This is a genomic window from Kitasatospora sp. NPDC059462 (assembly GCF_042749955.1).
Taxonomy (GTDB): domain Bacteria; phylum Actinomycetota; class Actinomycetes; order Streptomycetales; family Streptomycetaceae; genus Kitasatospora.
The window spans coordinates 21,736-36,130 of the sequence record NZ_JBHYUU010000036.1; the positions used below are offsets into that span (position 1 = coordinate 21,736).

Consider the following 14,395-nt stretch of genomic DNA (forward strand, 5'->3'; position numbering starts at 1 on the left):
GCGCGCCCTCTTCCGTCCGAGCCCGCCCCGGCCCCGATGCCTGCGAAGACCACCAGCACGCCGGTCGGCGCCGCCTACTACAAGAACTGCGACGCCGCCCGCGACGCCGGCGTGGCCTCGTTGCACCGGGGAGATCCGGGAGATCGGCCCGCGCTTGACCGCGACGATAACGGCGTCGCCTGCGAGTAGGAGCGCCGACGAGGCACTCGGACCCGAAGCCGTTCTGCGCATGCTCACCCTGGCAAAACTCCCGCACCGAATCCGTCGGCGGCTGCCGTCCGTCCGCACCACCTCGAACCCGGGGTACTTGCCCTTCTGCATCGGGGCGATCCGGATGCCAGCCACGCCCACACCAACCTTCTCCTCGACCTCGTGGTGCATGTCGAGAAGGTCCCGCACAAGGTCGGACTCCTCGTCGGCCAACTCGGTGCCGATCGTGTTCCCGTGCAGAACCTTGCCCACCGCGTCGCTGGCCGCCGTCTTCGTCGTGTACCAACGTCGCCCCGATCCAAGTCACTGCCATCAGATCAACCTCCTGATCATCCGCACGCCACATCCAGGCGTCCCATAACGATGGTCCCAGCCGAGCGGCACAACCGAACCGAATTCCGCAGCTGTGGTATGGAAGCTTGCGCGTCCCGCACCTACCGCCCAGGTGCCCCGGACCAACGCGTCCGCTCCGCCTACACGGAGGTTTCGGGTCAAACAGCGATCCCGGATCAGCCGACCTACGCCGAGCTGCCGGCGTAGTCCAGCTTCGTTACTCGTGCTTCGAGTTCGGCGGGCAGGTACCAGCCTTCGATGGTGGGGGTCATGTAGAGGCGGGCCTTGAGGCCGAGGAGGAGCTGGCGGCGCCTTTCCTGGTCGGCTTGGGTCCAGGCGTCGGCGAAGGTCTGGCCGGTCTCGACCTCGACCCAGGCGGAGGGGCGTTGCGGGAGGGCGGCGAGGCGGCGCCGTTCGTCGACGAGGAGTTCGAGGGCCTCGGCGTACTCGTCGTCGCCGCCGGGGTAGTCGAACAGGTTGCGGCGCTTCTCCTCGCGCAAGTCCTTCATCGCCTGGGTGACGTGGTTGAGCTGCTCGGTGTGGTCCTCACCTGGGATGAACCTGCGCACCGTCATCGCCAGGCCGGCCAGGCGCTCCACCAGGGCGGTGATCGCGGCGGTGACGCGCTCGCCCTTGACGGACTGGCCCTTGCAGGCGGGTTTGCCGGCCGTCTTCGCGCAGCGGTAGTACTCGTAGATCTTGCCGTTCTTGGCGAGGTTCACCTGCCGGTAGAACCGGTCGCCGCAGCGGTCGCAGAGCGCAACGCCCAGCCAGGGCGAGGCACCGTTCGAGCGCTCCTTCGTCACCGAGCGCTCGTCCATCACCGCCTGGACCGCGGCCCACTCCTCCTCCGTGAACAGCGGCTTCGCCATCCGGATCGGCAGCCCCTTGGCGTCGCGGGCGATCTTGCGCGCCTTCACGGAGCGGCCGGTCAGTTTCAGGCCCATCGTCGCCGGCGAGCGCAGGATCTTCCCCACGCTGGTCGGGTTCCAATGGTTCGACGGAGCAGTCTTGCGCTTGCTCGAGTACGACTCGCCTTGGTTCTTGAACGCGTGCGTCGACGGCGTGTCGAAGCCGGCGGCCTCCAGCGCGGTGGCGATCATCCACTGGCTCTGCCCCTCCAGCAGGAGCTTGCCCATGTAACGGACGGCCTCGGAGGTGACCGGGTCCGGTTCGAGTGTGCGGCCGCCGCCCGGGCGGTCGATGATCCGGTACCCGTACGGCGGCTGCCCGCCCGCCCACCGGTCGGTCTTGCGCAGGTGCTTGTGAGCGGCCGAGACGCGGGCCTTGATCCGCTTGAGCTCCATCTCCGCGAAGATCGACGCCAGCATCAGGAATGTCTTGGCCAGCTCGTTCCCGAACGACGACTCGCGGCCCTCCCGGTAGTCCAGGGTGATCCCGTCGTCGGTGAAGACCAGAACCTTGTGGTTCTCCTCCGCCCAGTGGGCGACGTCCGCGCAGTCCTTCGCCGAGCGGAACGCCCGGTCGACCTTCGCCCAGACCAGCGCGTCCCACTCGCCCTGCCGCTCGGTGAGCCACGGACCCAGGTCGGGACGCTTCCACGGCGTGATCTGGGCAGAGACGTCCAGGTCCTCGAAGGACCCGACGATCTCCCACTCCTTCGAGACCGCGTGCCGGGCAGCCGACTCCGCCTGGACCAGGTGCGAGACCTTGCCCTCGTCCCCGTGCGTGTCCGACACACGCGAACCCACCACCGCCCGAACCGGCGCCAAAGCTGTCATGCTGCTGCCTATAGGAGGCCCCCTACCGCCCAGGCCAGCAGACACCCTCGAACAGCCCACACTCGAACGGGTGGACCTTTTACAAAAGCCGTCGTTCCGCTGGCGCATCGACCTCCAGGTCACCACCCCCACGCTCGCCGCCAAGGCCGTCGAAGCCTACGTCGAACGCGCCGCCACCCACGCCGAGCGGTGGTCCGACCACGCCCCGGTGACCGTGGTCTTCGATATCGACCAACTCCCCTAGCGCTTCACGAAGTTCGAGCCATCGACTTCGGCCGCTGCGGTCGTCGCACAACCTGCACAGAGTGACGATCGCAGCCGCCATTGCCCTGCGCACGGACTGCACCGGCGATCAGCGCGCCCTGAGTGAAGGTCAGCTGATCTACTGGAAACGATTCAGTTTGAAGGGGATGCAGGTGGTGCGGTCGGGGTCGAAGCATTCGGGGTCGGGGAGGTGGGCGTCCTCGCGGTGGATCGCATAGGTGCTGAATCCGATGATGGTGCCGGCGGCCAGCCGCACACCGGCGAGTTCAGTGGTGCGCGTGAGGAACCAGCCCGAGGAATACAGCCGGAGGGCTTCGGTGACGACCTGGCCCAGGTAGGGCAGGCCGTCCAGGTGCTCATGGGCGTTCTCGCCCGACTCGACGGAACGACCTGTATGAAGCAGCGGGGTCGAAGCGCTCCTCCCCCGTGCCCCAGCTTGCCCAAGAGCCGGCCTGCGGTCGCTCCCGGCCCCGTGTCCCGACTGACGGGACTTTCAGCACAGCGGGCGACCTTCCCCCGACCCGCGGGTAAGGTGGTGGATCATGTCTAGCCGTAAAACGTCGATCATGGAAGCAGCGGCGCGGGTGATCGCGCGGCGCGGGGTGCGCGGGCTGCGCGTGGAGGAGCTCGCCGCCGAGGCGGGCGTGTCCACCGCGCTGATCTACTACCACTTCAAGGACCGCACCGGGATCCTCCGCCAGACGTTGGAGTTCATCAACGACCGGGCCGAACGCTACACGACCGAGCGCGCCGCGGACGCGCCGCCGCTGACCGCCCGCGAGGAGTTGGAGCAGACACTGCTGCTGGAACTCCAGGACACCGTCGAGGTCCGGGAGAACAGCACCGCCTGGGGCGAGCTGCGGGCCAGCGCGGTGTTCGACGAAACCCTGCGCGAGGACCTGGCGCGGGCCACCCGGGTCTGGGTCCAGGAGATCGCCGAACTGCTGGGCGCGGCGCAGCCGATGTCCTCGGCGGTCGCGCTGGCCGGCGCGGCGGAGCGACTGACCGCGCTGCTGGAGGGACTGAGCACCCGCTGGCTCAGCGGCAGCCTGCCGCTGGCGCACGCCAGAACGCTGATGCTCGACGCGATCGACACCGAGGTGTCCCGACTCGGGTCCTGAGCGGCACCCGATCAGGCCCTGCCGGGTCCCATGCCGGGGCGCCACCGGGGCTACTGCGCCCATTCGTCACGCTCCGCACACGCACCTCACTACAGAGTCATGGCGCATCGTCGAGTCTGACTGATTTTTCAGTCACGGCGAGCCTGACCACGCAGGAAGGGTGCTGCCGCCGGCCCGCTCCCCGTGTGCGCCGGTGCGTCGCCTCGCGAAGAGTGGTCCTGGCAGCCCTCGCACCCTGGCCCGGCACCTTCGCACGAACTGGAGCCCCTCATGACCGGCTACCACGACGCCCACTCCGCCGGGACCTATCCGTGGGTGCCCGCGGACGACGTCCCGCACGCGCGGACCTGGGTGTCCTGGCCCTCCCGCCGGGGCGTACGGGGGCTGCGCCTGGGCGGCGTCCAGGAGGACATCGCCCTGATCGCCCGCACGATCAAGCGGTCGGGGTCCGGCGCGGCGTGGCTCCGCCGTCCGGGGGAATGCAGAGCGCCCGGCGCCCTCCCGGAAGCCCGGCGCGGTCCGGCGGCGGTGCTCGTTCGCCCCGGGGGGCGAGTCCTGCTGGTCCCGGGGCCCGGCAGGTCCCACCACCTGCCGGGCCCCGGGCCGTCTCACAGTGCGCGGCGGGCGGCGGCGATCCGGTCGGGATCCCAGCCGGGCCGGGGGACGGACTCCAGCAGCAGCCTGGTGTAGGCGTGCTCCGGTGAGTCCAGGACGCGGGCGGTGGGGCCGGATTCGACGATCCGCCCATGACGCATCACGACGACCTGGTCGGTGACGCAGCGGACCACGCCGAGGTCGTGGGTGATGAAGAGGAAGCCGATGCCGGTCTCCTCGCGGATGTCGGCGAGGAGGTTGAGCACCTGCGCCTGGACCGAGACGTCCAGCGCGGCGACCGCCTCGTCCAGGACCAGCACGGCCGGTCGCACGGCCAGTGCCCGGGCGATGGCGACGCGCTGGCGCTGGCCGCCGGAGAGCTGCCGGGGCAGCGCCTCGGCAGCCCGGGTGCCCAGGCCGACCTGGTCGAGGAGTTCCCGGATCCGGGCCGGGTGGTCGGTGTCGGGGAAGTGCAACCGCAGGGTCTCGCGGAGCACGGCCTCGACGCCGGTGCGCGGGTCCAGGGAGAGGTACGGGTCCTGGAAGACCATCTGGACCTCGCGGGCGCGGGCCAGCCGTTCGGCCTTGCTCCGGGCGCGGCCGCTCCGGACCCGGCCGTGGACCAGCACGTCGCCCGCGTCGGCCTGTTCGAGGCCGACCACGATCCGGGCGGTGGTGGTCTTGCCGGAGCCGGACTCGCCGACGATGCCGAGCGAGGCGCCGGCGTCGAGGGTGAAGGAGACGTCGTCCACGGCCTGCACGGTGCCAAAGGTGCGGTGCAGGCCGCTGACCCGCAGAACGGGCTCAGCCATCGGTGCGGCTCCCTTCGAGCGGGTGGTGGCAGGCGGCCGGGTGCCCGCCCTGCTGGGCGGGCACCTGTTCGCGGCGGATCCCGGTCGCGTGGCGGCAGCGTTCGGCGAACGCGCAGCCGGTCAACGCCCTCCGAAGGTCCGGCGGTTGGCCGTCGATGGCGGAGAGCCGGCCGGCCGGGGCGTCCAGTGCCGGGGTGGCCGCGAGCAGCGCGGCAGTGTACGGATGGCGGGGCCGCTCGAACAGCGCCTCGGCGGGGCCGTGTTCGGCGATCCGCCCGGCGTACATCACATAGACCCGGTCGCTGATCGCGGCGGCGAGGCCGAGGTCGTGGGTGACGAACAGCAGGCCGGTGTCGAAGCGTTCGCGCAGCCGGCCGAGCAGGGCGGCCACCTCGGCCTGACTGGTGACGTCGAGTGCCGTAGTGGGTTCGTCGGCGAGCAGCAGCACCGGGTCGCCCATCAGGGCGGCGGCGATCATCACGCGCTGCAGCATGCCGCCGGACAGCCGGCCGGGGTAGCGGCGCAGCAGGTCCGGCTTGAGGCCCACGGCGTCGAGGAGTTCCACGGCCCGCCGGTCGGCGTCCGCGGCGCTCATCGTGCCGGTGAGCCGCACGCTCTCGGTGAGGAAGTCGCCGATCCGGCGCAGCGGGTTGATGGCGGCCCGGGGGTCCTGGAAGATCATCGCGGCCCGGCCGGCGCGCAGGGTGCGCAGCCGGCCGGGGTCCATGGCCAGGACGTCCTGGCCGTCGACCAGGACCTTCCCGTCGGCCTCGGCGCCGGGTGGCAGCAGGCCGAGGGCGCTGCGGGAGGTGAGGGTCTTGCCGGAGCCGGACTCGCCGACCAGGGCGACCGTCTCGCCGGCACCGACGGTGAGGTCGACGCCGTCGAGGACGGGGCGGGCGGTGCCGGGCAGTCGGAGCCGGAGGCCCTGGCTGTCGAGGGCGTTCACGCGGTCCCTCCGGTGGTGCGGTGGTCGTTGACGTGTTTCCCGTTCATGCGGACCTCCGGGCGACCTGGTCGGCCCAGCGCTCGCCGACCACGTTGAAGGCGACGACGGTGAGCACGATCAGGGCACACGGCAGGATCGCGGAGAGCGGGTAGCCGTGCTGGATCGCCGTCTGGCCGTCGAAGACCATCCGCCCCCAGTCGGGGGTGAGCGCGGGGACGCCGAGCCCGAGGAACGAGAGGCCGGCGAGGTCCATCAGGGCGTAGCCGAAGTTGACCGCGGACTGGGCGAGCACGATCGGCGCGATGTTGGGCAGGACGTGCCGAAGGCAGATCTGCACCGCGGAGTGGCCCTGGACCTGGTACGCGGAGACGTAGGGGCGGGTCCGTTCGGCCAGCACCAGTGAGCGGGTGAGGCGGGAGACATAGGGCAGGTAGGCGATCGCCAGGGCGACGACGGGGGCCATCAGGCCCTCCCCGTACACCGAGACGATCAGGATGGCGAGCAGCATGCCGGGGAAGGCGAAGACCAGTTCGGTGCTGCGGGAGAGCACGGAGTCGAGCCAGCCGCCGCGCCAGCCGGCGGCGAGGCCGACCGCGAGGCAGGCGACGGTGGAGAAGACCACCACGCCGAGCGGGCCGAGCAGCGAGGTGCGGGCGCCGGTCAGCAGCCGGGAGAGGGTGTCGCGCCCGGCTGCGTCGGCGCCGAGCAGGTGGTCGGGCGAGGGCCCGGCGAGTGCGTTGCCCAGGTCGACGGCGCTCGGGTCGTAGGGCGCGAGCCAGGGCGCGAGCAGCGCGGCGAGCACCAGGAGGGCGGCGAAGCCGAGGCAGACCAGGTGCAGCGGTCCGCCGGCGGACCTGAGCCGGGCGAGGCCCGGGCGGCGGGTGAGGCCCGGCCGTTGGGTGAGACCGGTACTCATGCGCCGGACCTCCTGGAACCCAGGGTGACCCGGGGGTCGACCAGCGGGTGGAGCAGGTCGACGATCAGGTTCACCGTCATGAACAGGGCGACGATGATCAGCGAGATGGCCTGGACGGTCGGGAAATCCTTGGTGGTGCTGGACAGTTCGAGGAGCTGGCCGAGGCCGCCGATACCGAACGCGGACTCCACCAGGATCGTGCAGACCAGCAGCGTGGAGACGATCAGGCCGCCGGTGGTCAGCACGGTGCCCAGCGCGTTGCGGAACACGTGACGGCTGATCACCTCGCGTTCCGGGACGCCCCGGCTGCGCGCGACGGTGACGTGCTCGCCCTCCAGGGCCTCCAGCATCGCCGAGCGGGTGACCCGGGCGAGCATGCCGATCAGGTACAGCGCGAGGGCGATCGCCGGCAGGCTGAGGTGCCAGAGCATGTCTCCGAGGCCCTCGCCGGCGCCGCTGGTCGGGAACCAGCCCAGCTTCACCCCGAACAGGCCCTGGAGCAGGACAGGTGAGGTTCTCGAAGGCGCCCTTGCGGACGTCGTCGGGGGCCCCGGCCCAGGCGGCCCTGGTGGTGAGCGAGCCGGTGACGGTGCCGGCGCCGGCCAGGCCGGTCCTCACGAAGCCGGAGCGGTCCAGCGACAGCGACAGCGCCTTGCGGACCCGGACGTCGCCGAGCACGCCCCGCAGGTTGGCGACGTTGAGGTTGACGGTGCTCAGGCCCTCGCCGAAGTACAGCGTGCCCGGGCCGCTCCTCCTGAGCCGGTCGTAGCTCTCGGTGGGGATCAGGTAGCCGCCGTCGACCTCCCCGCTGAGCATCGCGTTGGTGCGGGCGGAGGGATCGGTGAGGAAACGGAAGACGGCTTTCCCGGCCTTGGCCTTGGTGCCCCAGTAGTCGTCGAACCGCTCCAGCTCGATCGACTGGCCCTTGGCCCAGGCGCCGAGCTTGAACGGGCCGGTGCAGTCCAGGCCACCGGTGGTGCCGTAGTCCTTGCCCGCCGACTCGACCCCGGCCTTGGCGGCGACCACGCCGGCCGCGGTGGCCATGTACTGCGGGAACTGGGAGTCGGGGCGCTTGAGTCTGACGGTGACCTGGAGCGGGCCGGTCGCGGTGATCGAGTCGACGTTCTGGAAGGTCTGGGCCCAGGCCGCGGCGTTGTCCGGGGCGGTCTGGCGGCCGAGGCTGTAGACCACGTCGTCGGCGGTCATCACCGAGCCGTCATGGAAGTGCACGCCGGAGCGCAGGTCGTAGACCCAGGTGGCCGGGTCCGGGTTGGAGGCCTTCTCGGCCAGTCCGGGGGCCGGCGTGAGCTGGGGCGTCCAGCGCATCAGGCTCTCGCAGACGTTGGACAGGATGGTGTTCTGCGGGTAGTCGAAGGCCTGGACGTAGTCGAGCGTGGGCGGCTCGGCGTAGGTGGCCCAGGTGAAGGAGTCGATGTCGCCCTCGGCGGTCGGCGTGGTGGCGGAGAGCTGGACGTCGGCCTGGTCGCCGCCGTTGCGCGGCGGGCCGGAGCAGGCCGCGACCAGGGCCGCGGCCGAGAGGACGGCCGTGGTGGCGAGGACGAGCCGGCCCGGGGAGGGGGTTCGTCTCGCGGGAGTGAGGGTCATGAGGGTGGGCTTTCGGTCGGAGCGGGGCAAGGCCGTGGGGACCGCGCGGGGTGGGACGTCAGACGCGGGCGGCCGGGACCTGCTGGGTGATGCAGTGGATTCCGCCGCCGCCCCAGGCGATGACCCGGGAGCGGACGCCGACGACCTTGCGGCCCGGGTACGCCCCGGCCAGCACCGCGAGGGCACCCTCGTCCGCGGGGTGATCGGCGACCGGGACGACGACCGCGCCGTTGGCCAGGTAGTAGTTGAGATAGCCGACCTCGACCTCCCGGCCGTCGACCTCCACGAACGCGGTCTGCGGGACGTCGACGATCTCGAAGGGGCGGCCCTGGGCGTCGGTGGAGTGCTCCAGCACGGCGCGGTTGGCCCGCATCCGGGCGTAGTCGGGGTGCTCCGGGTCGGCCGGGAGCTGGACCACGACCTTGCCGGGGGCGGCGAAGGCGCACACGCCGTCCACGTGTCCGTCGGTCTCGGTGTCCAGCAGTCCTCCGTAGGGCAGCCAGATCACCTTGGTGACGCCGAGGCGCTGCTTGAGCTCGACCTCGATCTCCTCGCGGCTCAGGCCGGGGTTGCGGTTGGGGTGCAGCAGGCACTGCTCGGTGGTGATCAGGGTGCCCTCGCCGTCGACGGTGATCGCGCCGCCTTCGAGGATCATCTCGGAGCGGACGGCCGGGACCCCGAGGTGCTCCAGCAGCAGGCCGCTGAGCCGGTCGTCGGCGTCCCAGGGGTGGTGCTTGCCGCCCCAGGCGTTGAAGCGGAAGTCCACGCCGGCCCGGCGGCCCTCGCCGTCGAGTACGAAGATCGGCGCGGAGTCGCGGAACCAGGAGTCGTCCAGCGGCAGCTCGACGACGGTGACGCCGCCGGCGCCGCACAGGGCGAGCGCCTCCTCGCCGTGGCCGGGCGGAGCGACCATCGTCACCGGCTCGAACTCGGCGATGGTGCGGGCGACTTCGGCGTACTCGCGCTTCACCTCGGCGAGCGTGGCGCCCCACAGGTCCTCGCGGACGGGCCAGGCCATCAGGCAGCCCTCGTGCTCGGTCCACTCGGCGGGCATGCGGTACGGGACGGTCACGGGATACCTCTTCGGGATCGGGTGTACGGGTGGAACGGTGTACGGGTGGAACGGTGTACGGGTGGGACGGTGGACCCGGCGGCCCGCTCCGTGGGGTCGGCCTGCGGGCCGCCGGGAGACTCGGGCGGTGACTCAGGCAGCCGGGACGCTGGGCTGGGACTGGGTCGCGCAGTGGATGCCGCCACCACCGCCGGCGATGTTGTCGATGTTCAGCTGGACGACGTCGCGGTCCGGGTGGGCGGCCTGGAGGATCGCGTAGGCAGTTCCGTCGGCCGCCGCGTCGCCGAACTGCGGGACGAACACGGCGCCGTTGGCGGTGTAGTAGTTGGTGTAGCTGGACAGGAAGTCCCTGCCCCTGCCGCGGATCAACTGCCGGTCCGGTCCAGGCAGTTCCGTGACGGCCAGCGGGCGGCCCCGGGCGTCGGTGGCGTTCGCCAGGATCCGCTTGGACTCCTGGTAGACGTCGATCCAGATCTGCGCGGTGCCCGGACCGGGCTGGTCGAGGATGATCTTGCCGGGCGCGGTGAAGCGGGCCAGGCAGTCGATGTGGCAATCGGTGATGTCCTGGCCGGCCAGGCCCGGGAGCCAGATCACCTTGCTCACGCCGAGGCCGGCCTTGAGGGCCTGCTCGACCTGGGCCCGGGACCTGCCGGGGTTGCGGTTGGCGTTGACCAGCGAGCTGACGGTGGCCAGCAGGGTGCCCTGGCCGTCCGTCTCCAGCGAGCCGCCCTCGCCGGTGAACGGGGCGGCGATCCGGTTGACGCCGTAGCCATGGAGCAGGGTGGCCGCGACGGCGGCGTCATCGGCGTAGGGCTGGTAGTAGGGCGTGCCGCTCTTGCCCCGGCCGTTGAAGTTGGTGTCGAGCCCGGCGACCGCACCCGGGGCGGTGAGGAAGGTCGGGCCGAAGTCCCGGATCCACAGGTCGTCGTTGGCGATCTCCAGCACGGTGATGCCGTAGGTGCTGCCCCGGCCCAGCCAGTACCGGGCGTCAGCGGCCTGGCTCGGGCGGGCCACCACGACGACCGGCTCGTACATGGAGATCGCGTGGGCGACCCGGGCGATGTCGTCGCGGACGCCGGAGAGCTGCCGGCCCCAGATCGTGGACCGGGCCGGCCAGGCCATGAAGGTGCGGTCGTGCCGGTCGGTCTCGGCCGGCATCCGCAGCTGCGGGGTGGCGGGAGCCGCCCGGAAACCGGCGCCCGCCGCAGGGGCGGCGGTGGGCAGCACCGCGCCGAGGGCGAGCACCGGCAGGGCTGCGGCTCCGAACTGGAGCAGTCTTCTGCGCGAGGTCGTGGAAGCGACCTCGGGAGACGTGGAGATGGTCATGAAACGCTCCCTGGAAGTGGCGGGAGGTGTGAGGGTTGCCCCGCATCCTGCATCTAACTGAAAATCCAGTCAACCCTTTGGGGTGGCTCAAGAGAAATGAACTGACAAAACGATCAGACTTTCTCCACGATCGCCTCCAGGGCAGGTACAGTGGGCGCCCATGTCAGACCGCCGGACAGGCATACTCCAGGCCGCCACCCGTGTCATCGCCCGACGCGGGGTACGTGGACTGCGCATGGGCGAGCTGGCCTCCGAGGCCGGCGTGTCCATCGCACTGATCTACTACCACTTCACCGACCGGGCGGGGGTCCTGCGGCAGACGCTGGAGTACATCGGCGACCGCGCCGACCACTACACCGCCGAGGACCGCACCGCCCCCCACCAGGGCCGCAACCCGTCCAAGGACCCGCTCGCCGACCTCGAACAGGTCCTGCTGCTGGAGCTCCAGGACACCACCGAGGTCCGCGAGAACAGCACCGCCTGGGGCGAGCTGCGGGCCACCGCCGTGTTCGAACCGGAGCTGCGCCAGGACCTCGCCCGCAGCACCCACGGCTGGGTGCACGACATCGCCGGACTGCTCTCCCAGGCCGACCCGGACGGCACCGCACCCTCCCACGCGGCCGCCGCCGAACGTCTGACCGCGCTGGTGGAAGGCCTCAGCGTGCGCTGGCTGAGCGGTTCGCTGTCGATCGAGCAGGCACGCCGAGTGCTCCGCGGCGCAGTCGAGGTCGAGCTGGAAGCCCCTCGATCGGATCGGGCGGCCCCGGCCACCGGGGGCGGATTCGGCTGATCCTGACAAAACCTCTAAACTCTGCGGCGCGGACAGGCCTCGCCTGCCCACACCCTGGCGGCCCGGCTCCACCGTCCCGTCCCCGTCCGCCGACGAAGGAAGCCCGCATGTCCGCTGACCGATCCCCCTTCGCCCTCCAGCCCGTCTTCCAGGCCCTGACCGCGGACGACCCGCGCGAGGTCGGCGGCCACCGGCTGTACGCGCGGCTCGGCGCGGGCGGCATGGGCCTGGTCTACCTCGCCTACACTCCCGGCGGGCGCCCGGTGGCCCTCAAGGTGGTGCGCCCCGAGCTGGCCGGGGACCTGGACTTCCGGGCCCGGTTCGCCCAGGAGGTGGCCAGCGCCCGGCTCATCCACGGGCTCTTCACCGCCCAGTTGGTCGACGCCGGCCCGGACGCCCCCACCCCCTGGCTGGCCACCACCTACGTGCCCGGCCCCTCGCTCCAGCAGGTGGTGCAGCACTTCGGTCCGCTTCCCGAGCGCACCGTGCTGCTGCTGATGGCCGGGATCGCCGAGGCGCTCCAGGCGATCCACGCCAGCGGGGTGGTCCACCGCGACCTCAAGCCCGCCAACGTACTGATCGCCGCGGACGGCCCCCGGGTCATCGACTTCGGCATCGCCCGGGCGGCCGACGCCGTCGCCCTGACCGGCACCGGGCTGCACATCGGCTCCCCCGCCTACATGGCGCCCGAACAGGCCACCGGGCAGGCCGCGACCAGCGCCACCGACGTCTGGGCGCTCGGCGCCCTGGCCGTCCACGTCGCGGGCGGCGCCCCGCCCTTCGGCGACGGCCCGCATCCGGCGACGCTCTACCGGACGGTCCACGAGGAACCCGCCCTCGACCACGTGCCCGAGGCCCTGCGCGACCTGCTCCGGCGCTGCCTGGCCAAGCGCCCCGAGGACCGGCCGACCACCGCCGAGGTGATCGCCACCGCGGCCGGGCACCCTGCCGTCGGCGGTCAGCCGAGGTTCGGCGAGGACTGGCTGCCACAGCCGCTGACCAGCCAGATCACCCGGCACGCCGAGCTGCCGCAGGTACCCGCCGAGGCCTCCGGACCGGGGCTGAACCCGGCCGCGACGATGCCGGCCCCAGCCGCCGTGCCGACGCCCACGCGGCTCGCCGCCGTCCCGGGCACGTCCGCCGCCGCTGCGGCGACACCCGCTCCGGCCACGCCGGCGACACGGCTGCGGCGGCCCCGGGGGCGCGCGTCCCTGATCGCCGTGGTCGCCCTCGCCGTCGGCGCGGTGGCCACCGCCTTCGTGCTGGACGACCCGGACCCGGTGGAGGCCGCCACGGCCGACGCCCCGGTCGTCGGCTCTCCCGCACCGGGCACGCCCGTCGCCACACCGACGCCGACCGGCCCGTCCGGTTCCACCCGCTCGCCCTCCGCCACCGCCGGGCCGAGCCGCACGACGCCGCCGCCCCCCGCTGCCGCCTTCACCCCCGACTACCGCGCCGTCGAACTCACCTCGGCGGACCCGGGCTACGAGTTCGACCTGACCTCCGGCACGGTGGTGCCGGTCGACACCGCGAACTGGTACGTCGGGCGGACCGACAGCGAGTTCCTCGTGCCGGAGACCGCCGACTCCTACATCGGCCGGGACTCCGGCCTCGGCCTCGCCGAGTGCCTCCAGGGGCTCGGCAGCCGGCCGACCGCACGGCTGCCGTTCAGCGCCCTGGGAGCGCGCGGGGCCTTCTGCCTCCGGTCCGCGGACGGCAAGGAACTGGCGGTGGTCCGGGTGCTGTCGACGGCGGGCACGGACGGGTCGGTCAGCGTCTCGCTGGACCACTACCGCCGCAACGGCTGACACCTCCGGGAACGGCCGAGAGCCCGTCCCCCCACGGCACGGGTGGGGGCGACGGACTCTCGGCGCTGGTCGACGGCCCGGGATCAGAGCAGCCGGCGGGCCGCCTCGGGCGTGCCGGGAGCGCCGGTCCCCGGGGCGGGGGCCGTGCCGGTCGACTTGCCTGAGGTGGACGCCACCGTACCGGGCGTCCCGGTCGCGGCCGACGGGGCGGCCGCCGGTTCGGCGGCAGGCCGGTCCTCCTCCCGCATGGCGGCCGTCTCCGCCTTGAGGATGCGCATCGACTTCCCCAGTCCGCGCGCCATCTCGGGCAGCTTCTTCGAACCGAACAGCAGCACCACGACCGCCAGCACCGCCAGCAGGTGCCAGGGCTCCGGTCCATGGCGAAGCATCCTCGCCTCACCTGGCCTTTCGTCGTCGGGGCCGGGCCCTGTGGGGGGAGGCCCGGGTTGTATCGGGGTGGTGCGGACGCCTTCATCGTCAAACTTGACTGACTTTTCAGTCAATGGAAGAGTGACGTTCCGGCGACGCCGGGCCGCTGCGCCCGCCGCCGACCGGCGCCCCGCACAGCACTCCCCGGAGGCTCGCCGCCGTGCCGGACCGGATCCACCCTCGGCCCACCGGAGTCCACCGTGTCCCAGTCCCCCCTCGCGCGCCGCACGGTGCTGCGTTCCCTCGCCGGCGCCGGCCTGATCGCCGTCGGCGCGACCGCCTGCGCCGCGGTCGGCGACGATGCGGTCGGCGACGATGCGGCGGAGCCCGCCACCCCGTCCTCCACGCCCGCCGGGCAACCCTCCGCGCATGCCACCGCCGAGCCGTCCGCCGGCTGACCCCTCCCGCCCAACCCGCCGCTCCG

The 14,395-nt window shown here is 72.2% G+C and carries 14 protein-coding genes and 3 pseudogenes; 6 read left to right on the forward strand and 11 right to left on the reverse strand.

The window, feature by feature from the left end; all coding sequences use genetic code 11:
* Positions 1-36: 36 nt before the first annotated feature.
* Positions 37-189, forward strand: coding sequence for an excalibur calcium-binding domain-containing protein (locus ACFXAM_RS12545; RefSeq protein WP_380290294.1), 153 nt, complete (start codon positions 37-39; stop codon positions 187-189).
* Between the two features lie 90 nt (positions 190-279).
* On the opposite strand, the pseudogene ACFXAM_RS12550 reads toward ACFXAM_RS12545, so the two are convergent.
* Positions 280-462 (reverse strand): annotated as a pseudogene (locus tag ACFXAM_RS12550) (DUF3223 domain-containing protein); the annotation flags it as partial.
* A 266-nt stretch (positions 463-728) separates the two neighbouring features.
* Complete coding sequence (locus ACFXAM_RS12555) at positions 729-2,243, reverse strand: recombinase family protein (protein WP_380290250.1); 1,515 nt, start codon at positions 2,241-2,243, stop codon at positions 729-731.
* Between the two features lie 142 nt (positions 2,244-2,385).
* Here ACFXAM_RS12555 and ACFXAM_RS12560 point away from each other — a divergent pair.
* Positions 2,386-2,529: pseudogene (locus ACFXAM_RS12560) on the forward strand (exodeoxyribonuclease III); the annotation flags it as partial.
* 138 nt (positions 2,530-2,667) lie between these two features.
* Here ACFXAM_RS12560 and ACFXAM_RS12565 read toward each other — a convergent pair.
* Entirely contained in the window at positions 2,668-2,952 is a 285-nt protein-coding gene (locus ACFXAM_RS12565) for a cytochrome P450 (protein WP_380290296.1), read from the reverse strand.
* Positions 2,953-3,091: 139 nt separating this feature from the next.
* Between ACFXAM_RS12565 and ACFXAM_RS12570 the strand changes: the two genes are divergently transcribed.
* Positions 3,092-3,670: a TetR/AcrR family transcriptional regulator gene (locus tag ACFXAM_RS12570; RefSeq protein ID WP_380290252.1), complete on the forward strand. Its 579-nt coding sequence runs from the start codon at positions 3,092-3,094 to the stop codon at positions 3,668-3,670.
* Between the two features lie 608 nt (positions 3,671-4,278).
* Here ACFXAM_RS12570 and ACFXAM_RS12575 read toward each other — a convergent pair.
* The 7 genes and pseudogenes from ACFXAM_RS12575 to ACFXAM_RS12605 form a co-directional block, all read right to left on the reverse strand.
* Complete coding sequence (locus ACFXAM_RS12575) at positions 4,279-5,076, reverse strand: ABC transporter ATP-binding protein (protein WP_380290254.1); 798 nt, start codon at positions 5,074-5,076, stop codon at positions 4,279-4,281.
* Positions 5,069-6,025, reverse strand: coding sequence for an ABC transporter ATP-binding protein (locus ACFXAM_RS12580; protein WP_380290256.1), 957 nt, complete (start codon positions 6,023-6,025; stop codon positions 5,069-5,071). The genes ACFXAM_RS12575 and ACFXAM_RS12580 overlap by 8 nt, the downstream gene beginning before the upstream one ends.
* 43 nt (positions 6,026-6,068) lie before the next feature.
* Complete coding sequence (locus ACFXAM_RS12585; protein WP_380290298.1) at positions 6,069-6,941, reverse strand: ABC transporter permease; 873 nt, start codon at positions 6,939-6,941, stop codon at positions 6,069-6,071.
* Complete coding sequence (locus tag ACFXAM_RS12590; RefSeq protein WP_380290300.1) at positions 6,938-7,423, reverse strand: ABC transporter permease; 486 nt, start codon at positions 7,421-7,423, stop codon at positions 6,938-6,940. The genes ACFXAM_RS12585 and ACFXAM_RS12590 overlap by 4 nt, the downstream gene beginning before the upstream one ends.
* A gap of 112 nt (positions 7,424-7,535) precedes the next feature.
* Positions 7,536-8,546 (reverse strand): annotated as a pseudogene (locus ACFXAM_RS12595) (ABC transporter substrate-binding protein); the annotation flags it as partial.
* A 58-nt stretch (positions 8,547-8,604) separates the two neighbouring features.
* Positions 8,605-9,618 carry an agmatine/peptidylarginine deiminase gene (locus ACFXAM_RS12600; protein ID WP_380290258.1) on the reverse strand — a complete coding sequence of 338 codons (1,014 nt, stop codon included), beginning with the start codon at positions 9,616-9,618 and terminating at the stop codon, positions 8,605-8,607.
* A 132-nt stretch (positions 9,619-9,750) separates the two neighbouring features.
* Positions 9,751-10,944 carry an agmatine deiminase family protein gene (locus ACFXAM_RS12605; RefSeq protein ID WP_380290260.1) on the reverse strand — a complete coding sequence of 398 codons (1,194 nt, stop codon included), beginning with the start codon at positions 10,942-10,944 and terminating at the stop codon, positions 9,751-9,753.
* 160 nt (positions 10,945-11,104) lie between these two features.
* Between ACFXAM_RS12605 and ACFXAM_RS12610 the strand changes: the two genes are divergently transcribed.
* Positions 11,105-11,734, forward strand: a complete 630-nt coding sequence (locus tag ACFXAM_RS12610; protein WP_380290262.1) for a TetR/AcrR family transcriptional regulator — start codon at positions 11,105-11,107, stop codon at positions 11,732-11,734.
* A gap of 107 nt (positions 11,735-11,841) precedes the next feature.
* Positions 11,842-13,542 (forward strand): serine/threonine-protein kinase, encoded by a 1,701-nt coding sequence (locus ACFXAM_RS12615; protein ID WP_380290264.1) that lies wholly within the window; start codon positions 11,842-11,844, stop codon positions 13,540-13,542.
* Between the two features lie 83 nt (positions 13,543-13,625).
* Here ACFXAM_RS12615 and tatA read toward each other — a convergent pair whose 3' ends face one another.
* Positions 13,626-13,931, reverse strand: coding sequence for a Sec-independent protein translocase subunit TatA (tatA, locus tag ACFXAM_RS12620; protein ID WP_380290266.1), 306 nt, complete (start codon positions 13,929-13,931; stop codon positions 13,626-13,628).
* 240 nt (positions 13,932-14,171) lie between these two features.
* Between tatA and ACFXAM_RS12625 the strand changes: the two genes are divergently transcribed.
* The gene (locus tag ACFXAM_RS12625; RefSeq protein WP_380290268.1) at positions 14,172-14,369 is read left to right on the forward strand and encodes a hypothetical protein; all 198 of its coding nucleotides are present in this window, start codon (positions 14,172-14,174) and stop codon (positions 14,367-14,369) included.
* The last annotated feature ends 26 nt before the right edge of the window (positions 14,370-14,395 follow it).

What these genes read in the sequence shown, in the direction of transcription:
- ACFXAM_RS12545 (WP_380290294.1), top strand. Translation starts at nt 37, where the DNA reads ATGCCTGCGAAGACCACCAGCACGCCGGTCGGCGCCGCCTACTACAAG.
- ACFXAM_RS12570 (WP_380290252.1), top strand. Translation starts at nt 3,092, where the DNA reads ATGTCTAGCCGTAAAACGTCGATCATGGAAGCAGCGGCGCGGGTGATC.
- ACFXAM_RS12575 (WP_380290254.1), bottom strand. Translation starts at nt 5,076, where the DNA reads ATGGCTGAGCCCGTTCTGCGGGTCAGCGGCCTGCACCGCACCTTTGGC.
- ACFXAM_RS12585 (WP_380290298.1), bottom strand. Translation starts at nt 6,941, where the DNA reads ATGAGTACCGGTCTCACCCAACGGCCGGGCCTCACCCGCCGCCCGGGC.
- ACFXAM_RS12605 (WP_380290260.1), bottom strand. Translation starts at nt 10,944, where the DNA reads ATGACCATCTCCACGTCTCCCGAGGTCGCTTCCACGACCTCGCGCAGA.
- ACFXAM_RS12610 (WP_380290262.1), top strand. Translation starts at nt 11,105, where the DNA reads ATGTCAGACCGCCGGACAGGCATACTCCAGGCCGCCACCCGTGTCATC.
- ACFXAM_RS12615 (WP_380290264.1), top strand. Translation starts at nt 11,842, where the DNA reads ATGTCCGCTGACCGATCCCCCTTCGCCCTCCAGCCCGTCTTCCAGGCC.
- tatA (WP_380290266.1), bottom strand. Translation starts at nt 13,931, where the DNA reads ATGCTTCGCCATGGACCGGAGCCCTGGCACCTGCTGGCGGTGCTGGCG.